This window comes from Brevibacillus migulae (genome assembly GCF_004521915.1).
In the GTDB taxonomy this organism is placed as follows: domain Bacteria; phylum Bacillota; class Bacilli; order Brevibacillales; family Brevibacillaceae; genus Brevibacillus_F; species Brevibacillus_F migulae.
Genome location: NZ_SDKD01000008.1, coordinates 72,369 through 87,698, shown reverse-complemented (window position 1 = coordinate 87,698; position 15,330 = coordinate 72,369). Strand labels below are relative to the sequence as shown.

At 50.8% G+C, this 15,330-nt stretch carries 17 protein-coding genes and 1 other annotated feature; of the genes, 5 read left to right on the top strand and 12 right to left on the bottom strand.

Annotated elements, in window-relative coordinates; translation table 11 throughout:
* Positions 1–5: 5 nt before the first annotated feature.
* A complete protein-coding gene (gene pheS, locus EIZ37_RS11200; RefSeq protein WP_134684694.1) occupies positions 6–1,040 on the bottom strand; it encodes a phenylalanine--tRNA ligase subunit alpha in 1,035 nt (344 codons plus the stop codon).
* Positions 1,041–1,085: 45 nt separating this feature from the next.
* Positions 1,086–1,323 (bottom strand) — a binding site (T-box leader).
* Between the two features lie 104 nt (positions 1,324–1,427).
* Between pheS and EIZ37_RS11195 the strand changes: the two genes are divergently transcribed.
* Positions 1,428–2,135 carry a DUF2225 domain-containing protein gene (locus EIZ37_RS11195; protein ID WP_134684693.1) on the top strand — a complete coding sequence of 236 codons (708 nt, stop codon included), beginning with the start codon at positions 1,428–1,430 and terminating at the stop codon, positions 2,133–2,135.
* Between the two features lie 7 nt (positions 2,136–2,142).
* Here EIZ37_RS11195 and EIZ37_RS11190 read toward each other — a convergent pair whose 3' ends face one another.
* The 3 genes from EIZ37_RS11190 to EIZ37_RS11180 are packed head-to-tail and all read right to left on the bottom strand — an operon-like array spanning position 2,143 to position 3,823.
* Positions 2,143–2,382, bottom strand: a complete 240-nt coding sequence (locus EIZ37_RS11190) for a hypothetical protein (protein WP_134684692.1) — start codon at positions 2,380–2,382, stop codon at positions 2,143–2,145.
* Positions 2,354–3,166 (bottom strand): TrmH family RNA methyltransferase, encoded by an 813-nt coding sequence (locus tag EIZ37_RS11185; protein WP_134684691.1) that lies wholly within the window; start codon positions 3,164–3,166, stop codon positions 2,354–2,356. The genes EIZ37_RS11190 and EIZ37_RS11185 overlap by 29 nt, the downstream gene beginning before the upstream one ends.
* A gap of 3 nt (positions 3,167–3,169) precedes the next feature.
* Positions 3,170–3,823 carry a potassium channel family protein gene (locus EIZ37_RS11180; RefSeq protein WP_134684690.1) on the bottom strand — a complete coding sequence of 218 codons (654 nt, stop codon included), beginning with the start codon at positions 3,821–3,823 and terminating at the stop codon, positions 3,170–3,172.
* Between the two features lie 169 nt (positions 3,824–3,992).
* On the opposite strand from EIZ37_RS11180, the gene sspI reads away from it, so the two are divergent.
* Positions 3,993–4,229 (top strand): small acid-soluble spore protein SspI, encoded by a 237-nt coding sequence (gene sspI / locus EIZ37_RS11175; protein WP_134684689.1) that lies wholly within the window; start codon positions 3,993–3,995, stop codon positions 4,227–4,229.
* A gap of 61 nt (positions 4,230–4,290) precedes the next feature.
* On the opposite strand, the gene EIZ37_RS11170 is transcribed toward sspI, so the two are convergent.
* From EIZ37_RS11170 to EIZ37_RS11150, 5 genes are all read right to left on the bottom strand, one after another.
* Entirely contained in the window at positions 4,291–5,373 is a 1,083-nt protein-coding gene (locus tag EIZ37_RS11170; RefSeq protein WP_134684688.1) for a M42 family metallopeptidase, read from the bottom strand.
* 31 nt (positions 5,374–5,404) lie between these two features.
* Entirely contained in the window at positions 5,405–5,758 is a 354-nt protein-coding gene (locus EIZ37_RS11165) for a DUF1294 domain-containing protein (protein ID WP_235827965.1), read from the bottom strand.
* A gap of 6 nt (positions 5,759–5,764) precedes the next feature.
* On the bottom strand, positions 5,765–6,379 hold the full coding sequence (locus EIZ37_RS11160) for a DedA family protein (protein WP_134684687.1): 615 nt from the start codon (positions 6,377–6,379) through the stop codon (positions 5,765–5,767).
* A 175-nt stretch (positions 6,380–6,554) separates the two neighbouring features.
* Positions 6,555–8,327 (bottom strand): B12-binding domain-containing radical SAM protein, encoded by a 1,773-nt coding sequence (locus tag EIZ37_RS11155; protein ID WP_134684686.1) that lies wholly within the window; start codon positions 8,325–8,327, stop codon positions 6,555–6,557.
* Between the two features lie 34 nt (positions 8,328–8,361).
* Entirely contained in the window at positions 8,362–8,868 is a 507-nt protein-coding gene (locus tag EIZ37_RS11150) for a MogA/MoaB family molybdenum cofactor biosynthesis protein (RefSeq protein WP_134684685.1), read from the bottom strand.
* 185 nt (positions 8,869–9,053) lie between these two features.
* Here EIZ37_RS11150 and EIZ37_RS11145 point away from each other — a divergent pair, with 185 nt between their 5' ends.
* The 3 genes from EIZ37_RS11145 (at position 9,054) to EIZ37_RS11135 (ending at position 11,474) form a co-directional block, all read left to right on the top strand.
* Positions 9,054–9,437 carry a sigma-w pathway protein ysdB gene (locus tag EIZ37_RS11145; protein ID WP_134684684.1) on the top strand — a complete coding sequence of 128 codons (384 nt, stop codon included), beginning with the start codon at positions 9,054–9,056 and terminating at the stop codon, positions 9,435–9,437.
* 67 nt (positions 9,438–9,504) lie between these two features.
* Positions 9,505–10,107, top strand: a complete 603-nt coding sequence (locus tag EIZ37_RS11140) for a DedA family protein (protein WP_134684683.1) — start codon at positions 9,505–9,507, stop codon at positions 10,105–10,107.
* Positions 10,108–10,121: 14 nt separating this feature from the next.
* A complete protein-coding gene (locus EIZ37_RS11135; protein ID WP_134684682.1) occupies positions 10,122–11,474 on the top strand; it encodes a TrkH family potassium uptake protein in 1,353 nt (450 codons plus the stop codon).
* 79 nt (positions 11,475–11,553) lie between these two features.
* On the opposite strand, the gene leuB is transcribed toward EIZ37_RS11135, so the two are convergent.
* The 3 genes from leuB to ilvC are packed head-to-tail and all read right to left on the bottom strand — an operon-like array spanning position 11,554 to position 15,315.
* Positions 11,554–12,654: a 3-isopropylmalate dehydrogenase gene (gene leuB / locus EIZ37_RS11130; protein WP_134684681.1), complete on the bottom strand. Its 1,101-nt coding sequence runs from the start codon at positions 12,652–12,654 to the stop codon at positions 11,554–11,556.
* 47 nt (positions 12,655–12,701) lie between these two features.
* Positions 12,702–14,240: a 2-isopropylmalate synthase gene (locus tag EIZ37_RS11125; RefSeq protein ID WP_134684680.1), complete on the bottom strand. Its 1,539-nt coding sequence runs from the start codon at positions 14,238–14,240 to the stop codon at positions 12,702–12,704.
* Positions 14,241–14,289: 49 nt separating this feature from the next.
* Entirely contained in the window at positions 14,290–15,315 is a 1,026-nt protein-coding gene (gene ilvC, locus EIZ37_RS11120) for a ketol-acid reductoisomerase (protein ID WP_134684679.1), read from the bottom strand.
* Positions 15,316–15,330 lie beyond the last annotated feature (15 nt).

Genomic DNA, 15,330 nt, shown 5'->3' with positions numbered 1-15,330 from the left:
TCCTCCTAACCTCTGTTGAACTGACGCAAGAAACGAACGTCATTTGTATAGAAATGGCGAATATCCTCTACGCCATAACGGAGCATCGCAATCCGCTCTACACCCATCCCGAAGGCAAAACCGCTGACTTCCTCCGGATCATACCCTGCCATTTCCAAAACGCGCGGATGCACCATACCAGAGCCAAGAATCTCGATCCAGCCTGTGTGCTTGCAGACGCGGCAGCCTTCTCCACCACAAATCACGCATTGGATGTCCACCTCCGCGCTCGGTTCCGTGAACGGGAAGAAGCTTGGGCGCAGACGGATTTGCTGGTTCGGTCCGAACATTTGACGGGCGAAAGAAAGCAGTGTGCCTTTCAGGTCGCTCATGCTGATGCCTTTTCCGATGACCAGCCCCTCAATCTGCGTGAACTGGTGGGAATGGGTCGCATCGTCGTCATCACGGCGATATACGCGGCCTGGGCAAATGATTTTTACAGGTGTTTTCCCTTCTTTTTTCAACATCGTTCTCGCTTGCACCGGCGAGGTATGCGTACGCAGCAGAATCTCCTCGGTAATGTAGAAGGAATCCTGCATGTCACGAGCCGGGTGATCCTTTGGCAGATTGAGCATTTCAAAGTTGAAGTGATCCAGCTCGACTTCCGGACCTTCCGCTACTTCAAAACCCATTCCAATGAAGATATCTTCTGCCCGCTCGATGATCTCGGATAACGGATGCATCGTCCCTGCCGGCACATGACGGCCAGGCAGCGTCACATCGATTTGCTGGGAAGCCAGCTTTTGCTGCAAAATCGCTTGCTCCAGCTCCTGCTGCTTGCTGGTAAAGGCCGCTTCCAATGCTTCGCGCACTTCATTCACCAATTGTCCGACCACCGGACGTTCTTCGGCAGACAAACTGCCCATCCCGCGTAGGATCTCGGTCAACTCGCCCTTTTTGCCCAAGTATTTGACGCGCACGTCCTGCAGCGCCTGCGCATCCGCAATCTGATTGATCTGCGCCAGCGCCGCTTGCTTCATTTCCTGTAATCTTGCTTGCACCACTACATCGCTCCTTTTTGAAATAAATAAAAAAACCCGCCCCCCAAAAGGGACGAGTTTACACTCGCGGTACCACCCTCGTTAGGCCAATAGTCACGGCCTCACCTCAGAACATCTGTAACGGGATTACCCGGTCGCTCCTACTTTCTCCCTATAAAAAGAGGTTTAGAGGACAGTTCAGGAGGGAATTCAGCTGTATAGTAGTAGAGTGCTCTCAGTCTTTGGCACCTCTTCCCTGTCAAAACTATAGGACCAGCGTACTAGTCTCCATCATCACATTCGGTTATACTATTCATTATCAGGTAAATTATACCGTACTTCCACTGGTTGCGCAAACATCCACGAAAAGTTTGACATGTATCATACCATGTCGAGGGGGTTCATGCAATGGCAATTAACCCAGATCACTTTTACGATAAAAATTATACATGCTTGCACTGCGATACAGCCTTCACTTCCAAAAGGATTCGTTCCGGTTCACAAGCCTCTGTTAAACGAGACGCAGATTTCTGCACCTATTTTAAAAACCAGCGGATGAATCCCATTCTCTATACCGTGGCGGTTTGTCCGGCCTGTGGCTTTGCCTTTACCGATCAATTCGACAAGACGATGACACCCTTGGTCAAAAAGCTCATTGCCGAAAAGCTGGCATCCAAATGGACACCGAAGGATTATGGCTCTCACCGCAGCATGGAAGAAGCGATCGTGACGTACAAGCTCGCGATCTACTCGGCCAGCATCAAAGGGGAAGCCCACAGCATTTTGGCTGGTCTTTATTTGCGTGTTGCCTGGCTGTACCGCTTCTTGGAAAAAGAGACAGAAGAAAAGCGCTTCTTGTCTCTGGCTGTGACGGAATACGAGCAGTCTTACATTCACACCGATTATGTGAAAGACGATAAAGAAATGTCGGAAGTCCGCGTGCTGTATTTGATCGGTGAATTAATGCGCAGAATCGGGAAATACGATCAGGCGATTCGCTATTTCACCAAAGCCGTTGCGTTCAAGGAGCGCACGATTGAGACGGGGATCATTAATATGGCCCGTGATCAATGGTCCTTAACCCGGGAAGAGTATAAAAGCACACATCCGGCCTAAATGATTGTCATGTTACCGGAACATACGCATGGGGGATACGATAAGTATTCCCTTTTTTTGCTTGGTCGATTTGAAAAATTCGATCGATTGCTTCTGTATCGCCGCCTCGGGACTGGTGATCAACATTCGCAAAGCAGGCCCCCGTCGCTTCACAGGCATAAGATAAACTTAAACGAATCCTCTTGAAGATACAGTAAACAAAGGCAGCAAGAGCAAATTTATGCTCTTCGCTGCCTTTGTGCTTCATACAGCATAATCCCTGATGCAACCGCTGCATTCAGTGATTCAGCCGCACCATAGATGGGGATATGAACCAGCTTGGTGGCGGCTTTTTGCATGTCTGCCGAGACGCCCCGTGCTTCATTCCCAATGACGATCCCGATTTTGCCTTCATACGAAACCCGGTCGTAGCTTTCCGTCGCTTCGCCCAGAGAGGTTACCAGCAGTGATCCGCCCCGTGCCTTGATTTGTTCAGCTACTTCCGTCAGCGAGCCGGTAAAGACCGGCAAACGAAATAAAGCTCCCATCGTGGCACGGACGACTTTCCCGTTATATAAATCAACGCTGCCATTTCCAAGGATGACGGCATCCGCTCCAGCCGCTTCCGCCGTGCGCAGGATGGTGCCAAGATTGCCCGGATCCGCGATGCCATCCAGCAGCAGCAGCAAAAAAGGCTGATCCTGCATTTCCTGCAAAGCAGCGCCCCAATCCCTGCTTTGCTTTTTGACCTCCGCTACAATCCCCTGAGGGGTTTTCGTCTCCGATAATTTCGCCATCACCGCAGATGACACCGGTATGACCTCGACCTCATCGGCGCGCTGTTCCAGTGCTCGCGCGCAGACCGGATCGATCCCTTTTTCCTCTTCATACAAAAGCGTTACCACATGTGCGCCTGAGCGCAATGCTTCTTCTACCAGATGCACTCCCTCGACCAGAAACGTCCCCGAAGCTTCTCTTCCTTTGCGTTCATGAAGCAAGCTAAGACGTTTTATGAGCGGATTCTGCACCGAGGTGATCAGTGATTTCTCCATCGATTAGGCATGCTCCTCAAAATCTTTTAGATCTTTATTATGTCCGATTACGACCAGCACGTCGCCGGTGCGAATGATATCATCCGGTCTCGGTGAAATGTTGAATTCGTTTCCGCTTTTGATAGCGATTACGTTGACGCCGTACTTGGCACGCACATCGAGCTGTCGCAAATTTTTGCCAACCAGCTTGGGGGATACCACTACTTCCGCTACGCTGTATTCTTCCGCCAATTCGATAAAGTCGAGCACATTGGCAGAGATCAAATTATGGGCAACTCGCACGCCCATGTCGCGTTCCGGAAACACCACGCGATCGGCTCCCACTTTATATAGCACCTGGCCGTGACGCTCATTTTGCGCTTTGGCCACAATTTTTTTCACACCCATTTCCTTCAGCTGCAACGTTGTCAAGATGCTTGCCTGAATGTCAGCGCCAATCGAGACAACGACGACATCGAAATTGCGGATGCCAATCTCCTTAAGCGCCGCTTCATCTGTTGAATCCGCCACAATCGCATGGGTCACGTTTTGGATATTTTCGTTGATTCTCTCCTCATCCTCATCGATGCCCATGACTTCGTAATCCATTTCGTATAATGTCCGGGCCACACTTGACCCAAAACGTCCCATGCCAATCACCGCAAATTGTTTCGACATAGACCTTCCACCTCATTCTGTTGGCGATAGCTTGCTTTTCCTCATGATTTTCTGGCTTTTCCTTCCGCATTATACCATATCGACTTTCCCATCTCCAAAAACGTATTGACACCCCGCTCCAAACGAATACTACACCTAGGTTTTGATACTTTTTAAGGAGGAAAGCCCTGTGAATATCAATGCCCTCAACCTTCGTCAGGCGATCATGTATAAGATGCAAGGCTCGAATGATCAAGCCGTAGCCGATACGATTACGGATGCAGTCTCTTCCGGCATGGAAAAAACATTGCCTGGCCTCGGTGTTCTTTTTGAAGTGCTCTGGCAAAACAGCGACCAAACCGCCAGACAGCAAATGGTCCATACAATCGCCAGCAATCTGCCTCAACAAACCGCATCGCCCGTATAAGCGAACGCGATTCAGCCATGAAAAAACTGCCGTCATTGCCACGGCAGTTTTTTCATTGTTTTTATTCGTAGGTCCGAAGCGCTTCCACTTGCTTTTGATCCAAGCGGCGCATCAGCGCAGTCACCAGCTTGATCAAGTTCTCATAATCATCATAATGGATGATCGATGCATGACTGTGGATGTAGCGAGCAGGAATCGAGAGAGCCAATGATGGAACACCGCTGCCGATCAGGTGCAAGGAGGCTGCATCCGTCGCTCCCCCTGGCACAGTCGTCAGCTGATAGGGAATCTTTTCCTCTTCCGCGACTGCCATCACAAAATCACGCAGACCCGTATGGGCGATCATCGCCGCATCGTACAAGCAGATCTCTGGCCCTGCCCCCATTTTCGTCGGCATCTGCACCTTGCCGACACCGGGTGTGTCAGCGGCAATGCCCACATCAATGGAGAAAGCGAGATCCGGCTGCAGATATTGCCCCACCGTCCGTCCGCCTCGTCTGCCGACCTCTTCCATCACGGTGGCGACACCATGAATCGTATTCGGATGCTCGGTGCCCTGAAGCCGTTTGAGGACCTCAATGACAACCGCACAACCTATGCGATTATCCCACGCTTTTGCCATGAGGAGCTTTGGATTTTTCATGACCGTCAACGGCATGACCGGAACGATGGCATCCCCCGGCCGGATGCCGTATTCTTCCGCTTCGGCACGGCTGGATGCACCCACGTCGATAAACATATCATCGATTTCAACCATTTTGCGGCGCTGCTCCAACGTCAACAGATGGGGAGGAACGGAGCCGATCACCCCTTCGATCATGCCATTGCGTGTCTGGACCTGAACCCGCTGCGCAAGCATGACTTGTGCCCACCAGCCGCCCAGCGTGCGAAACTTCAGATAGCCATCCTCGGTAATTTGCGTCACCATGAAGCCGACCTCGTCCAAGTGAGCAACAAGGACAATGCGCGGCCCATCCGGCGTCCCCTTCTTTGTTGCGATCAGGCTCCCCAGTCCATCATGGTCAATCTCATCGGCAAACGGCGCGATATACGAACGCATCACGTCGCGAACCACATTTTCGCGTCCGGGCACACCAGGGGCTTCTGTCAAATCACGAAACATCTGTAATGTAGCAGCATCCATCATTCATGCTCCTTTCCATCTTTTCTTTACGTTAGCGAATCATAGCCAAGGCAAGCCATACATGCAAGCAAATTACCGCCGGAACTCCGAGGCGAAAAGAGAGATGCTTGGTTTTATGGCGAAACAACAGCATCGCAGCCCATAGGCCGGCTGCCCCACCCAATATGGCGGCTGTCCACAGGCTTGCTTCTGGAACCCGCCAATCATGCTTTTTTGCTGCGCGCTTGTCTTTCCACGCGAGTATAAACGAGTATGTATTCAGGAGCAAAAGTCCAAGTAAAAGAAGGGTAGCTTCTTTCCTTAACCAGCTCCCGATCAACAGGACAAGTCCCGCTGCTAATACCAAGAAGAACATGCGCTTGTGAGCCTTCAGATAATCACCCATTTGCCATTAATCTCCTTGTGCTTTATAGGGGCGGTTCGCCCATTTTTGGCGGGCAAACACCCCGACGATGACCAGCAAAATCAGCCCCGCCAGCGCATAGAGTCCGTAGTGGCGGATGAGATGAATGACCATTTCCACATTTTTCCCAAATACATAGCCGATTAAAAAGAAAAACACCGTCCACACAAAGCCAATCGAATAGGATAGTGCGGCATAACGGCGAAATTTCATGCCCCCCAAAGCCACCATATAAGGAACAATATGGCGCACCACGGGAAACAGGTAGCTGATGCACAAAGAAAAAGTGCCGTACTTTTGAATCAACTCGGTAGAGCGCGTGATCATCCGCTTCATTTTTTCCTTTTTGGACAGCCAGTCGAGAATGGGCCGGCCGAACCACTTCCCAAGCATGAAGCCGATCGTCAACCCTGACATCACCCCCAAATAACCGGACAAAAAAGAGTAGTACGGATTCAGGATCTGGATCGATGCCAAAAAGCCGCCGGTGGCGACAACAAGCTCATCCGGGATCGGCAAACCGACGATGCCCAGCCACAGCAAAAAGAAAATGGCCACGTATCCGTACTGTTCAATTATCGAAATCAGAAGATTCATTTCCATCGAGAGTATCTCCTAAGTGCTTCCGATGCGAATGACAACTGCTGCATGATCGCAAATCGGACAGGTATGTTCGTAAGACCTTTTCTTTTATACGTATTAGGATACGTAAAGGTTACTTGTCTTATTGTGCGATAGAACAACCGTGTTTACAAGAAAAGATCTTGGATGAAGTGGCCTACACTGTCCTTCGTTTTACGACTGCAAACGTATTTTCCCGATTTTGCTGGTACGGGTAATACACGACCAGATGATACTCGCCCGGAATCACTTCACCTGCAGTCAGCCATCGCTCAATATCAAACGACACCCTTGCGACCATCGTATGTTTAAAATAATCCTTCTCGTTCGCTGCATGTGCCGCAAAATCATCGCGCAAACGCTCGCGTTGTTCAAACACCTCAGCGTAAATCTCCTGCATTTCCCGCTTCTCCGTAATATCTTCCCACCATACTTTGCGCGGGCGATGCTTTTGATTGCGCAGGTAATCAAACTTCATCAAGCTTTCCACGTGAACGGCATCAGGTGATTTGACATTTTCCAGATACAAGCGAAGGCGGGTAAACAGATCCTCCAATTGGTGGCCCAGCCTGCTCCAGCCCTGCTTTTCCCAAAAGTCGCCAAATGCCTGGAAGAAGTCAAAGGGAGTTCCATAGCTTTCTTGGGCAAAAATCCATTCGAGCGTCGTATCCATCCGATGGGCATTCCAGTATTTTTCCAGAATGTCCTCCACCCGCTTGATTCGCTGCATGTCGTCAAAGCTGAGTACATTATTCCCGAGGATTTCATAAGGGGCATCCTCCATGTACACATAGCCGTGGTTCGCGGCACGGGCACGCACACCTGTTCCCCGCAGCATTTTCAGAAAGCCCAGCTGCAGTTCTTCCGGACGCAAGGCGAAAACATCATTGAACGTTTGGCGAAAAGACGCGTAATCTTCTTCCGGCAAACCTGCGATCAAATCCAGATGCTGAGCAATAATGCCCGACTCTTTGATTCTGGTCACATTTGCGCTCAACCGGTCAAAGCGTTGAATCCGCTGCACCAGGCGATTGGTCTCGTCATTGGTGGACTGAACGCCGATTTCAAAGCGAAAGATGCCAGGGGGCGCATTTTCCAGCAGAAATTCCACGACATCGCTCCGCAGGATGTCTGCGGTAATCTCAAATTGGAAAATCGTTCCGTTATGATTGTCGATCAGGAATTGGAAGATCTCCAAAGCGTACTTTTTATTGATGTTAAACGTTCGATCCACGAATTTGATCGTTTTCACACCGTGATCGATCAGCCTTTTCAAATCTTGCTTTACCCGCTCAAGCGGAAAATAACGGACCCCGTCTTCAATGGAGGAAAGGCAATATTGGCATTTGAACGGACAGCCGCGGGACGCTTCAAAATAAACCACCCGATTGTCCAATTCGTGCAAATTGTCCTCATACGGAGAAGGAATGCTGCCGAGATCCTCAATTTGCTCACGCGGCTTCGAGAACCGGACAAAGTCCCCGCTGCGGTAGGCAATCCCTGCGACACCCGCCAAATCAGGCTGTTCTCCGGTTTTCAAGGCTTTTTCATACGCCTGACACAGCTCGAGAAACGTCACTTCACCTTCACCGATCGAGATCACATCAATATACGGATGTTTTTTCATCCATTCGTCTGTATCATAGGAAACCTCTGGCCCTCCCAAAATGATCGGCAGGTCGGGGCGAAGTTTTTTCAAGGTGCGCACGACATCCAGCGTCTCGCGAATGTTCCAGATATAACAAGAAAAAGCGACAAGATCCGGCTTCCTTTTATATATGTCCGACACGATATTCAGCATGACATCATTGATCGTATATTCCACTAATTCAACGTTCTCGTATACTTGCTTCGCATAGCTGCGCAAATAACGCAGCGCCAACGACGAGTGAATATACTTCGCATTGAGGGTCGTCAGCAAAATATTAATGGTGGTTCACTCCAATCTTTCCTTCTGGTTGTATTTACTTATGAAGCTCTCTGACCACATGGCCCAGCTCAGGGATGATCAGCTTCGTCATCGCCAACTTCACGGCACCTGTAGAGCCCGGCGTGGAAAATATCGCTTTCCCTTGGTACACACCGGCAATCGCACGGCTTAAGATCGCGGCAGAGCCGATATCTTCTGTATAGCTTAACATGCGGAAAATCTCGCCGAATCCCGGCATCTCTTTTTCCAACAATGCCTTCACGGCTTCGTACGTCGTATCTCGTTTGGAAATGCCCGTTCCGCCATTCAGCAGGATCACCTGTACATCCGGATGCTGGATGCCTCTTTCAATCGCAGCCGTGATTTCTGCAGGCTCGTCCCTGACAATTTCATATAAGACCGTACGATGGCCTGCTTCCGTCAAATGCTGTTTCATGGTTTGACCGCTCTTGTCTGTCTCCTCCGTACGTGTATCCGATACGGTGATCACCATGCATGTGACCATTACGGGCGCTTGCGCCTTATGCTCTTGTGAACTCATCTGCAATCGATCCTTCCTAGCCAACCGCTTTCCAGTCATAACTCTCCTAGCACATCATACCACCCAAATAGCTAGCGAATCCAGCTTTCCGCCTGAATAAAGGCCGCAAAGTGAAACCAATTACCCCTATTTACGTAAAAGCATAGCAGAATCTTTGTCTCGTTTGACAGAAAGGGCTGAAAGCTGTGGTGCTGATCCTTCGCTTTTTGTTTTTCGCCGCCATCCTCGGTTTGATCATTTTCAGCATTCGTTATTGGGTTCATCCGAAGCGTAAGCTCGAATCGGCTCACGAGAAAAAACGTACCTTCCTCCTCGACGATCGTCATGACGTGCGCAAGAACTTCCTTTTGACTTACAAAGGTGTCATGTTTGAAGGAGAAAAGCATCTGGGCATGACGGATGACGCCTTTTCCATTACGCGCATTTTTATTTGGGTGCGGGATCCGGCAAAGCTGAATGGCTTGGAAAAGGAAGATTTCTTCGAATGTGAAATGCTCATTCACCAATACTATCCCCGAGCAAAAATCGAGTGGAAGAGCCCGATTCGCGAGCTGCTATCTCGCCCATAATCTCCCGTGAAAAATTGGTTTTCATTTCCGATGTTGTCCAGTATACTAGCATGAGGTGATTTTTGAGATGGTCACGGCTGTATGGGAGACTTTCCAGGAATGGGTATTGTCTCTCGGGTATCTGGGCATTTTTCTCGCAATGATGATTGAAGGCATTGGTCTGCCCTTCCCGGGTGATGCTACCCTTGCCTTTTTTGGTTATCTGAGCAGCTCCGGTCATCTGCTCCTACCTGCTGCGATCCTCACAGGTTCGCTCGGCAGCACAATAGGGTCATTGATTGCATTTGCACTCGGGAAACGATATGGGCTCTCACTTCTCACGCGCTATGGCAAGTATTTGCTGCTTTCCGTACGCTCCATCGATCAGACGGTCCGCCTTTCCAGCCGTTATGGGGTGCTCGTCCTGCTGTTCGGCAGGCTATTCCCCGGTGTCCGTACGCTTTCCTCTTATATTGCGGGGATCGGCGGTATGTCCTGGCCCATTTTTTTACTGTTCAGTTTTGCCGGCTTCGTCCTGTTCTGCAGCTTTTGGACGCTGATCGGCTTTTGGCTTGGCGAGAATTGGCCCGTCATCGTTCATTTGGTAAAAAAGTACACACTAGGAATCGTCATCGCGGGCATGATACTCGTAGGCTTATATTTCTTGAAACACATCTTACATAAAAGATAGAAGGTTTTCATTTCATGGAGAAGAAACGTAACGGTACTGGCTTTTTCCAATTGAATCCCCCTAAGATTTTGGTGTTAGGCTTTGCCGCCATTATTTTGATCGGTTCGATTTTGCTACATTTACCTGCAGCCACAGAGGACGGTCAAGGCCTTCCCTGGCTGGATGCCATTTTCACGGCGACTTCAGCCACATGTGTGACCGGATTGGTCGTGGTCGACACGGGCAGCACCTTTACCTTATTTGGGGAAATCGTCATCCTGTCCATGATCCAGATTGGCGGGCTGGGCTTTATGACATTCGCCACACTATTTGCGCTGCTGATGAGAAAAAAAATCTCCTTGCGTGAACGATTGCTGCTGCAGGAATCATTCAATCAACTGTCGATTGAAGGTGTTGTCCGGCTGACGAAAATGGTCCTGATCTTTAGCGCTTTGATCGAATTGGTGGGAGGACTGCTGCTGTCTTTGCGCTTTTCCTTCGATATGCCTGTAGGAAGAGCATTTTATTTCGGTTTCTTCCATGCCATTTCGAATTTTAACAATGCCGGTTTTGATTTGATGGGCGAATTCCGCAGTTTGACCGGATATGTGGGTGATCCGCTTGTCAATCTGGTGGTTTGCAGCTTGATCATTCTGGGGGGCATTGGCTTCATGGTGATGAGCGAGCTTTACGAGTACCGCCATGTGCGACGCTTGTCCCTGCATACCAAGGTCGTGCTTACGACTAGCGCGCTGCTCGTCTTCTTGGGGACCCTCTTCATCTTGATTCTTGAATTCAACAATCCGAAAACGTTGCAGCCCTTATCGGCTATGGGAAAAGTCCTTGGGTCTTTGTATCAATCCGTCACCACGCGGACAGCTGGTTCCAATACGCTCAACATTCCCGATTTGCAGCAATCTACGTTGTTCCTGATGATATTCCTGATGTTTATCGGGGCTTCTCCCGGTTCTACCGGAGGCGGTATCAAGACGACCACGTTCGCGACTCTGCTCGGAGCAGTCTGGACGCAGATCAAAGGAAAAGAAGACGTCATTTTCTTCCGGCAAAGGATCTTGCCGCACATGATCTATAAATCCCTGACGGTGACCATGAGCGGATTGTTTATCGTGATACTGGTAACCATGATCTTGTCCATCACCGAGAGTGGAACGGATTTTCTGATGCTGTTGTTTGAAGCGACATCAGCCTTCGCAACGGTTGGACTCTCGATGGGGTTAACTCCTCATTTATCCCCGGTAGGCGAGACGGTCATCGCCATCACGATGTTTGCCGGGCGGGTCGGTCCGCTTACCATCGCGTATGCGTTGGCGCAGCGGAATAAAAAAGAGTACTATCGCTACCCGAAAGGAAAAATCATGATTGGATAAAAAGGGACCACAGCTGCGGGCGGAAGATGTCTATCCGACACCGTCCACTGCAGCGTGGTCCCTTTTCATTATCCAAAAATCAGGCAGTTTCCCACTTTTCCAGCTCTGCCAGAACAAGTTTGCCCATTTCTACTGTTCCAAGCGCCTGACTCTTATCGGCAGCAATATCACCCGTCCGATGCCCAGCATCCAGTACGCTCCACACCGCTTTCTCCACGGCATCCGCAGCTTCATCCAAGCCCAGTGACAGTCGCAGCATCATGCCTACCGACAGTATCGTTGCCAGCGGATTGGCGATTCCTTTGCCTGCGATGTCTGGCGCAGACCCATGCACAGGCTCATACAAGCCGAAGCTTCCTTCCGCGAGACTAGCCGAAGCCAGCATGCCAATCGAACCAGTCAACATGGCTGCCTGATCGCTCAGGATATCCCCAAACATGTTTTCCGTGACGATGACATCGAACTGCTTCGGAGCTCTCACCAGCTGCATCGCGCACGAATCAACAAGCATATGGGAAAGCTCCACGTCCGGATAGTCAGCTCCTACGCGCTCCGCCACTTTCCGCCAGAGACGAGAGCTTTCAAGCACGTTTGCTTTATCGACCGAGACCAGCCGCTTGCTGCGCTTGCGGGCCAATTCAAAGGAAACCCGGAGGATCCGTTCGATTTCCGCTTCATGGTAGATGAGCAAGTCTTCCGCTACTTCTCCGCCATCCGCCGCCGTATAGCGCTTTTTCTCTCCGAAGTAGATGCCGCCCGTCAATTCACGCACAACAATCAGATCGACGCCGGCGACTGCTTCCGGTTTGAGGGAAGAAGCGTCTACCAGACTCTCATGCATGGTTGCTGGACGCAGGTTCGCAAACAGACCAAGCGCCTTGCGAATCCCCAACAATCCCGCTTCCGGACGAAGATGGCCCGGATTCTGGTCCCATTTCGGGCCGCCTACCGCCCCAAGCAGAACAGCATCGGCACGTTTGGTGATCTCCAATGTTTGTTCCGGCAAAGGTGTGCCGTCTGTATCGATTGCGATGCCGCCGATGCGTCCGTATTCCACATCGATGGTGACACCCGTTTTACGTGCTACTAGTTCAATCACTTTGACCGCTTCCGCCACGATTTCCGGACCGATTCCGTCGCCTGGCAGAACCGCAATGGTATATTGCTTCTTCTTCTCCATCTGAACGACTCCCGTATATGAGATGTTGACCGCTTTAAGGTTTCCTTCTATACCTTGCCGCTGACGGCTAAAGGCTCTCCCCGGCGCTCAATGATTTTATTGATCGCCCGCACATAGGCGATGGCGCTCGCCTCCAAAACGTCCGTGCTCACTCCGCGTCCTTGTACGGTGACATCGCCTTGCTGCAGTCGTACAAAGACTTCGCCCAACGCATCCTTACCGTGGGTAACCGAAACAATCTTGTAGTCGACCAGTGTGACTTCTTCTCCCGTCGCCCGGTCAATGGCCTTGTAGATGGAGTCGACCGAGCCGTTTCCGCATGCTGCTTCTTCGCAGGTCTCCCCGTCCGCGCGCAGCAGGCGTACGCTTGCGGTCGGCACGGATTGATTACCGTACGAGAGCTGCACGGAATCCAATTGATACGTCTCCTGTACACCGATGATTTTCGCATCCACCAGCGCCAAAATATCTTCGTCGCTGATCTCTTTCTTTTTATCGCAAAGCTCTTTGAAGGCAACAAACGCTTTATCGATTTCTTCTTGGTCCAGATGATAGCCAAGCTCGGTCAGCTTATCTTTAAACGCGTGACGCCCGGAGTGTTTCCCCAGCACGAGCAGGTTGGACTTGAAGCCAACAGATTCCGGACGGATGATTTCGTACGTAGAGGCTTCTTTCAATACGCCATCCTGGTGAATGCCGGATTCATGCGCATAGGCATTGGCTCCGACGATCGCCTTGTTCCCCGGGACGATCATCCCGGTGAGACGGCTGACCAGCTGGCTGGTACGGGCAATTTCCTTCAGGTTGATGTTGGTGCCTACCTGGTAATAATCCTTGCGCGTTTCCAACGCCAGCGCAACCTCTTCCAATGCGGTATTGCCGGCGCGCTCGCCAATGCCATTGATCGTACCCTCTACTTGGGTCACACCTGCCTCAATGGCTGCCAAGCTGTTGGCTGTTGCCATCCCCAAGTCGTCATGACAATGGCAGCTGAGCTTTACCTTTTCAATGCCAGGCACGCGTGCCTGCAGCTCACGGAAGATGTTGCCGTATTGAACCGGGGTCATATAGCCTACCGTATCCGGTATGTTGATGATGGTAGCACCGGCTTTGATCGCAGCCTCTACTACTTCTGCGAGAAAGTCAATCTCGGTACGAGCTGCGTCCTCAGCGGAAAATTCGACTTCCGTCAGATACTTTTTGGCGTATTTGACTGCTGCAACCGCCCTTTCCACCACCTGCTCCTTGCTCATCCGCAGCTTGTGCTGACGGTGAATCGGAGAAGTAGCCAAGAACACATGCATACATGCACTTTCTGCATGGCGCAGCGCCTCGTAGGCCTTATCCATATCACTTTCGACAGAGCGGGCCAGGCTCACAACCGTAGCCTGCTTTATTTTTTTAGCCACTTCTGCCACAGAACGCTGGTCCCCTGGAGAGGCGGCAGCAAATCCCGCTTCAATGCGTGTAACTCCCAGCTTCTCCAGTTGGAGAGCGATCTCCACCTTTTCATTCAAGCTTAAGTTCACACCCGGCGATTGTTCTCCATCGCGCAATGTTGTATCAAAAATTTCGATCGTACGCATTTCTCTCCACCTCCGTAAAATTTGATGATGCTTTTCTTGCTTTTATCGTTTAGCGATTGTTCGCTGCGGCTTCTGCTTTTTTCTCATCCTTTTGCAGCCAGGACATCATCTTGCGCAATTCCTGACCAACCTGCTCGATTTTGTGCTCGCTTTCCAGACGGCGACGAGCGCTGAAAGCGGCACGATTCGCTTGGTTTTCCAAGATCCAGTTGCGGGCAAATGTACCATCTTGGATTTCTCCGAGCACTTTTTTCATTTCTTTGCGAGTCTCTTCGGTGACGATGCGGCGGCCGGTGCTGTAGTCGCCAAACTCAGCGGTGTCACTGATGGAGTAACGCATGCGGGCAAGGCCGCCTTCGTACATCAAATCGACGATCAATTTCAATTCATGCAAGCATTCAAAGTAGGCGATCTCTGGTTTGTAGCCGGCTTCCACCAGTGTATCGAAGCCAGCTTTTACCAGCTCGGATACACCGCCGCAAAGCACAGCCTGCTCCCCGAACAAATCGGTTTCGGTTTCTTCGCGGAAGGTTGTTTCCAATACCCCTGCGCGTGTACCGCCCACACCGCTCGCAAAAGCCAGTGCGACATCCTTCGCTTTGCCTGTAGTGTCCTGATACACTGCGATCAACGCAGGAACACCGAAGCCTTCTGCATAGACACGGCGTACAAGATGACCCGGTCCTTTTGGCGCGATCATGACAACATCCACGTCAGCTGGAGGAACAATTTGTGCAAAATGGATGTTGAAGCCGTGGGAGAAGCTGAGTGTTGCGCCGGATTTCAGATTTGGTGCGATTTCCTCACGATACACTTGCGCCTGTCGCTCGTCTGGCAACAGAATGTGAACGACGTCTGCTCGCTGTGCAGCTTCTGCTACGGTATATACTTGGAAGCCATCCTCGGCTGCTTGCTCCCATGATTTCCCTGGACGGAGACCAACAATGACATGGTAGCCGCTGTCCCGCAGGTTTTGCGCTTGAGCGTGGCCTTGGCTGCCATAGCCGATGATTGCGATTGTTTTGCCGAAAAGTACGTCCTTGTTTACGTCTGCTTCATAGTACATTTTTACCATTGTGAGTTCCTCCTT

Excerpts from the sequence above, each read along its gene's own strand:
- EIZ37_RS11195 (WP_134684693.1), top strand. The coding sequence starts at position 1,428 with ATGGCAATTAACCCAGATCACTTTTACGATAAAAATTATACATGCTTG.
- EIZ37_RS11190 (WP_134684692.1), bottom strand. The coding sequence starts at position 2,382 with ATGAAGCACAAAGGCAGCGAAGAGCATAAATTTGCTCTTGCTGCCTTT.
- EIZ37_RS11185 (WP_134684691.1), bottom strand. The coding sequence starts at position 3,166 with ATGGAGAAATCACTGATCACCTCGGTGCAGAATCCGCTCATAAAACGT.
- EIZ37_RS11180 (WP_134684690.1), bottom strand. The coding sequence starts at position 3,823 with ATGTCGAAACAATTTGCGGTGATTGGCATGGGACGTTTTGGGTCAAGT.
- EIZ37_RS11170 (WP_134684688.1), bottom strand. The coding sequence starts at position 5,373 with ATGGATGCTGCTACATTACAGATGTTTCGTGATTTGACAGAAGCCCCT.
- EIZ37_RS11165 (WP_235827965.1), bottom strand. The coding sequence starts at position 5,758 with ATGGGTGATTATCTGAAGGCTCACAAGCGCATGTTCTTCTTGGTATTA.
- EIZ37_RS11160 (WP_134684687.1), bottom strand. The coding sequence starts at position 6,379 with ATGGAAATGAATCTTCTGATTTCGATAATTGAACAGTACGGATACGTG.
- EIZ37_RS11150 (WP_134684685.1), bottom strand. The coding sequence starts at position 8,868 with ATGAGTTCACAAGAGCATAAGGCGCAAGCGCCCGTAATGGTCACATGC.
- EIZ37_RS11140 (WP_134684683.1), top strand. The coding sequence starts at position 9,505 with ATGGTCACGGCTGTATGGGAGACTTTCCAGGAATGGGTATTGTCTCTC.
- EIZ37_RS11135 (WP_134684682.1), top strand. The coding sequence starts at position 10,122 with ATGGAGAAGAAACGTAACGGTACTGGCTTTTTCCAATTGAATCCCCCT.
- leuB (WP_134684681.1), bottom strand. The coding sequence starts at position 12,654 with ATGGAGAAGAAGAAGCAATATACCATTGCGGTTCTGCCAGGCGACGGA.
- EIZ37_RS11125 (WP_134684680.1), bottom strand. The coding sequence starts at position 14,240 with ATGCGTACGATCGAAATTTTTGATACAACATTGCGCGATGGAGAACAA.
- ilvC (WP_134684679.1), bottom strand. The coding sequence starts at position 15,315 with ATGGTAAAAATGTACTATGAAGCAGACGTAAACAAGGACGTACTTTTC.